Origin of the sequence: Pseudomonas sp. Colony2 (assembly GCF_019382755.1) — a bacterium.
GTDB lineage: Bacteria > Pseudomonadota > Gammaproteobacteria > Pseudomonadales > Pseudomonadaceae > Aquipseudomonas.
The window spans coordinates 433,937-439,817 of record NZ_CP080030.1; the positions used below are offsets into that span (position 1 = coordinate 433,937).

Annotated in this window: 4 protein-coding genes and 1 pseudogene; 2 read left to right on the forward strand and 3 right to left on the reverse strand. The window is 62.3% G+C overall.

Features of this window, described 5'->3' with window-relative positions; all coding sequences use genetic code 11:
- Nucleotides 1-19 precede the first annotated feature (19 nt).
- On the forward strand, nucleotides 20-979 hold the full coding sequence (locus JV201_RS01790; RefSeq protein ID WP_003209286.1) for an amino acid ABC transporter permease: 960 nt from the start codon (nucleotides 20-22) through the stop codon (nucleotides 977-979).
- Nucleotides 972-1,706, forward strand: a complete 735-nt coding sequence (locus JV201_RS01795; protein WP_087692909.1) for an amino acid ABC transporter ATP-binding protein — start codon at nucleotides 972-974, stop codon at nucleotides 1,704-1,706. Before JV201_RS01790 ends, JV201_RS01795 begins: the two co-directional genes overlap by 8 nt.
- A 126-nt stretch (nucleotides 1,707-1,832) precedes the next feature.
- Here the strand turns inward: JV201_RS01795 and JV201_RS01800 are convergent, their stop codons facing one another.
- The 3 genes and pseudogenes from JV201_RS01800 to JV201_RS30125 form a co-directional block, all read right to left on the reverse strand.
- Nucleotides 1,833-3,740 carry a methyl-accepting chemotaxis protein gene (locus JV201_RS01800; protein ID WP_134325601.1) on the reverse strand — a complete coding sequence of 636 codons (1,908 nt, stop codon included), beginning with the start codon at nucleotides 3,738-3,740 and terminating at the stop codon, nucleotides 1,833-1,835.
- A gap of 172 nt (nucleotides 3,741-3,912) precedes the next feature.
- Nucleotides 3,913-4,785: a methyl-accepting chemotaxis protein gene (locus tag JV201_RS30120; RefSeq protein ID WP_371103578.1), complete on the reverse strand. Its 873-nt coding sequence runs from the start codon at nucleotides 4,783-4,785 to the stop codon at nucleotides 3,913-3,915.
- Nucleotides 4,771-5,829 (reverse strand): annotated as a pseudogene (locus JV201_RS30125) (methyl-accepting chemotaxis protein); the annotation flags it as partial. The pseudogene JV201_RS30125 and the gene JV201_RS30120, both read right to left, overlap by 15 nt.
- Between the last annotated feature and the right edge of the window lie 52 nt (nucleotides 5,830-5,881).

Sequence of the window (5,881 nt, forward strand, 5' to 3'; positions counted from 1 at the left end):
ACATATCCCGGAACCCGTAATGAAACAGAAAAAAGCCCAATGGCCCTGGCACCTGCTGACGGTGCTGGTGCTGGTCGGCCTGGCCGGCGCGTTGTATTACGCCACCTCGCTGATGTCCTACGAATGGCGCTGGAACCGCGTGCCGCAGTACTTCGTCTACCAGGCCGAAGAATCCCAGCGTGCGTCGGACATTTCCACCGTCAGCGAGTTGGTACGCAAGGGCGATGTGGCTGACGTCACCCTGCGTAATGACGAGGGCAACGAACAGCACCTGACCGTGGCCGAGAACAGTCTGCAAGTGGCCAAGGGCGATGACGTGGCCGAGGGCGATGTGGTCGGCGTCACCCGGCATTGGGCTGCGGGCCCTCTGCTGTGGGGCTTGTGGACTACGTTGTGGCTATCGGTGGTGTCCGGGGTGCTGGGACTGTTGATCGGCCTGGCGACCGGATTGTGTCGCCTGTCGAACAACCCGACTTTACGCGATCTGTCGACGATCTACGTCGAACTGGTACGCGGTACGCCGTTGTTGGTGCAGATCTTCATTTTCTATTTCTTTATCGGCACGGTGCTCAACCTGTCCCGGGAATTCGCCGGGATCGCCGCGCTGTCACTGTTTACCGGCGCGTATGTGGCGGAAATCATCCGTGCCGGCGTGCAGTCGATTGCCCGTGGGCAGAATGAGGCGGCACGTTCCCTGGGGCTCAGTGCCGGTCAGTCGATGCGCCACGTGGTGTTGCCGCAAGCTTTCAAGCGCGTGCTGCCGCCCCTGGCCGGGCAATTTATCAGCTTGGTCAAGGACACATCCCTGGTGTCGGTGATCGCGATTACCGAGCTGCTCAAAAGCGGCCGCGAGGTCATCACCACCTCGTTCTCGCCATTCGAAATCCTGTTCTGCGTCGCAGGCCTGTACCTGCTGATCAACCTGCCGCTGTCGAAAATCGCCAGCCGGCTTGAGCGGAGGCTCGCGCAAAGTGATTGAAGTCCGCGATCTGGTAAAAGTCTTCGACACCCGTGGCCACGTCGTACGCGCGGTGGACAACGTGACCACCCAAGTGGCCAGGGGTGAAGTGCTGGTGGTGATCGGCCCGTCCGGTTCCGGCAAGTCGACGTTCCTGCGCTGCCTTAACGGCCTGGAGGAATTCGATTCCGGCTCGGTAAGCATCGACGGCCTGCAACTGGCAGACCCGAAGACCGACGTGAACGCCTACCGCCGTGAAGTCGGCATGGTGTTCCAGCACTTCAACCTGTTCCCCCACATGACCGTGCTGGAAAACCTCTGCCTGGCGCAAAAAGTCGTGCGCAAGCGCGGCAAGAAAGAGCGCGAGGCCAAGGCCCTGGCGCTCCTGGAGAAAGTCGGCATTGCCCAGAAAGCCCACGAGTTCCCGTCGCGGCTTTCCGGTGGCCAGCAGCAACGCGTCGCGATTGCCCGCGCGCTGGCGATGGAGCCCAAGGTGATGCTGTTTGACGAGCCCACCTCGGCGCTGGACCCGGAAATGGTCGGCGAAGTGCTGGACGTGATGAAGACCCTGGCCCTGGAAGGCATGACCATGGTCTGCGTCACCCATGAAATGGGCTTTGCCCGGGAAGTGGCTGATCGCGTGCTGTTCTTCGATCACGGCAAACTGTTGGAGGACGCCGCCCCGGCGCAATTCTTCGATGCGCCGAAGGACCCTCGCGCCCAAGCCTTCCTGCGCCAGGTTCTCTAAATGCGTGGGAATGCTTCTTGTGGCGAGGGAGCTTGCTCCCGCTGGGCTGCGTAGCGGCTCCCAAAAAAGATAGGAGCGCTGCGCACTCCAGCGGGAGCAAGCTCCCTCGCCACAGGTTGGGTTCTTTCAGACCTTGAACTTGCCCACCCACACCTGCAAATCCGCCCCCAGGCGGGCCAGTTCGACACTGGCCGCCGCAGTGTCCTGACTCGCGGCCCAGGTCTGTTCCGATACATCCTTGACCTTCAACACGCTGCGGTTGATCTCCTCGGCGACTGCGGTTTGTTCCTCGGCGGCAGCGGCAATTTGCGGGTTCATCTCCTGAATCACTGACACGGTACGGGTGATGCCAGCCAGCGCCTCTCCTGCGCGGCGGGTCAGTTGCACACTGTTGTCGGTGAGGCTGCGACTGTTGTCCATAATGTCCGCGACCTGCTGCGTGCCCCGGTGCAGGCCGCTGATCAACTCCTCGATTTCCTCGGCCGACTGCTGGGTACGCTGCGCCAGGCTGCGCACTTCATCGGCGACCACGGCAAAGCCTCTGCCAGCCTCGCCGGCGCGAGCCGCCTCAATCGCGGCGTTGAGGGCCAGCAAGTTGGTCTGTTCCGATACCGACTTGATCACTTCCAGCACGCTGCCGATCTTCCGGCTTTCCTGTTGCAGGCCTTGCATGGCCTGGCTTGAACGAGCCATCTCCTGAGCCAGGTGCTCGATGTGGGTAATGGCCTCAGCCACCACCTGATCGCCCTGGCCCGCCTGCCGGTCGGCCTCGGCAGCAGCCAGCGACGCTTGCTCGGCATGGCGCGCAACTTCCTGGGAGGTGGCGAGCATCTCGTTCATGGCGGTGGCCACCTGTTCGGTTTCCTGCTTCTGGCCGTCGACCCCGTCGCGGGTTTGCTCGGTGACCGCCGAGAGTTGCTCGGCGGCGCTGGCGATCTGCTGGGCGCTGTCGCCGATGCCGCTGATCAAGCCCCGCAGGTTGAGGGTCATTTGCCCGATGCTGCGCTGCAACTGCCCCAGTTCATCCTGGCGCGAGGCCTGGATGTCGTGGCTCAGGTCACCTTCGGCAATCCGGTTGGCCACGGACAGGGCCTGGCGCAGCGGCGCGACGATCTGGCCGGCGATCAACCAGGCGGCCACGACGCCGAGCAACAGCGCCGCTGCAGTAACGTTGAGCAGCAGGGTGCGGGCGAGGCTGGCTTCGTTGTCACGCTTGGCGGTCTGGTCCTGGCTCAGCAGGTCGCTTTCCGTGAGCAATTGATCCAGCCACTGTTCAAGCTGGTTCTGGGTGGTTTCGGCGCTGAGTTGGGCGTCCTTGAGGCGTGTCAGGTGAGTCCGAAAATCGAGCAGGACTTTTTTCAGGGCGCTGGCGTCAACCGGCAGCGCGCCTACCGCCGCCTGGGCGCCATCCAGGGCCAGTAGCGCATCACCCACGCCCTTGGCATAGGCGTCCAATGACGCAGCGGCCCAGGCGGGGCTCTGGGCGCGGTCTTCGGCTTGTTCCAGGGCCTGGCGCAATTGTTCCACGGCATCGAGGGCCTTTTCATCGTCTTGATTGGGCAGGTTGCTCGACAGTTCAGAGAGGCTGTCACTGCTCTGGACTGAGCTGCGCTTGAGCTGTTCACGGGCGTTTTCACGTTGCTTGATCAGCCCCTCCAGGCCGCTTAAGGCGGTCTTGAAACTGGTGACGAAGCGTCGGCTTTCCTGCAGCTGTTGTTGGTTGACCGGGTCGGTAAATCGCGGGGAAAGATCCACCAGGAACTGGTCGATCTTGTCCATATGCAGCTCTATTTTGGACAGGCTGGCCGGGTCGTTCAGGGTGCGATAGACGATGCGATCAGCGCGCAACTCTTCGCCGACGACTGCCAATTGCGAGAGCAGCGTGAGTTTTTGGGAGCGCTCGAGGGATGCGCTCAAGGCTTGCCAACCGGTAGAGGCGATGATCAGGCTGAGGCTGAGCACCAGGCCAAAGCCCAGGGCAAGTTTGAGGCTGATGCTGATGTTTCCGAGCAGGCGGGTCAGTGGACGAAACATGGTGAACCTCCAACGAATCAAAAGGAGCGTCTCAAGCGTCCGGCCAACAATGGTCAGGGGAGTTGAAACGCTACTTTTATTCGGCGCCAGGTGTGTGATCCACGACCTGAAAAACGCGTAGGAAATTTCACATATTGTCGGAGCGGCGGCCCTGATGGCCGCCGCAAGCGGGTCAGACCTTGAAGCGACCTACCAGGCTTTGCAGGTAAACCCCCAGGCGCGCCAGCTCGGCACTGGAAGCCGCGGTTTCTTCGCTGGCCGCCGAGGTTTGTTCGGAAACGTCCCGCACGTTGAGCACGCTGCGGTTGATTTCTTCGGCCACGGCGCTTTGCTGCTCGGCGGCGGTGGCGATCTGCTGGTTCATCGCCTGGATCGCCGAGACGGTACGGGTGATGTTCTCCAGGGCATTGCCGGCCCGACGGGTTAGCTCGACGCTGCTGTCGGTCAGGCCGCGACTGTTGTCCATGATGGTTGCCACCTGCTGGGTGCCGCTTTGCAGGCCGACGATCAACTCTTCGATTTCCTCGGTGGACTTCTGCGTCCGCTGGGCCAGGCTGCGCACTTCATCGGCAACCACCGCAAAACCGCGTCCGGCTTCACCGGCGCGCGCCGCTTCAATCGCTGCGTTAAGGGCCAGCAGGTTGGTTTGCTGGGCCACCGACTTGATGACGTCCAGGACACTGCCGATCTTGTCGCTCTCACGCTTGAGATGGCCCATGGCTTCGGTGGAGTTGCCCACCTCGCTGGCCAGGCGCTCGATCTGGGCGATGGCCTCACCAACCACCTTGTCGCCTTCACGGGCCTGCTGGTCGGCGGCTACGGCGGCTTCCGAGGCTTCTTCAGCGTTACGGGCGACTTCCTGCACGGTGGCGGCCATTTCGTTCATGGCGGTGGCGACCTGGTCGGTCTCGACCTTCTGGCTGTTGACCCCGGCGCTGGTCTGCTCGGTAACGGCCGATAGCTGCTCGGCGGCACTGGCGATCTGGGTGACGCCGTCGCTGATACCGCCAATCAGCTCCCGCAGGCCCACGGTCATGCTTTGCATCGACCGTTGCAGTTGCCCCAGTTCATCCTGGCGCTGGGAGATCAGGTTGTGGCTCAGGTCGCCGGACGCCACGCGCTCGGCGACTTTGAGGGTCTGGTTCAGTGGAATCACGATCTGCCGGGTAATGGCCCAGGCGGCGAGTACACCAAACGCCAGCGCGAGGGCGGTGGCCAGTAACAGCAGGTTCTTGGCGTGGGCGGCATCGGTATCACGCACCACGGTTTGCGAAGTGGTGAGTTTGTTACTGCGATCGAGCAGGATATCGCCCTGCTCGCCCATGATTTTCATCGCGGCGGCACTGGCCACCTGGGAGTCGCGGTACTGGCTCACCGCGGCGCGGTAGGCCTGCAGCGAAACGCTGGCCTCTTGCAGGTTGGCCCGGTATTGCTCGGGCAACGGGTCGTTGAGGTCGGTGATTTTCTTCAGGGCGTTGTCGATGGCATCCAGCGCCGGCTGTTCGGCCTCGACCTTGCCGCTGTAGGTGTAGCCGCGCACCTGGAAGCGCGCTTGCTGGATCAGTTTGCTCAGGTCGACCACGCTGTTGAACAGGGTGACGCTGTCGCCTTGCAGCAGGGATTTTTCCACTTCGTTGATTTTTGCGACGGCGTTGTCGGCGGTATCGCCCAGTTTGCTGCGGGCGCCTTCACGCTTGAGGCCGGCCTGCACCATGGCGCCGAAGGCTTTTTTGTATTGGCCCAAGGCATCCTGTTGCTGCTCTACCACGAGCTTGTCGTCGGGTTGCTCGATCAGGTCTGCGGCGGTTTTCAGGCCACTGTCCAGCTGGGTGATCAGGTCGTTGACCGCGCTGGTGCCTTGTTCGCCACGGCGCATTTCGAAGTCCAGTCGCGCCAGGCGCAGGTCCTTGGTCAGCCCGTTGAGGCTGGAGATGTAGCCCAGCTTGTCGCCACGGCTGATCACGCCGCTGAGGCCGGTCCAGCCGGTGAAGGTGATCAATAGGGTCAGGACCAATACCAGGCCGAAGCCTATGCTCAGCTTGCGGTTGACGCTGACATTCCCCAGTTTCTCGGCTAACCAACGATACATGCTGCGAACTCCCCTGGAACAAGGCTTGGACTTATTCAGAGCGTATCGGCAG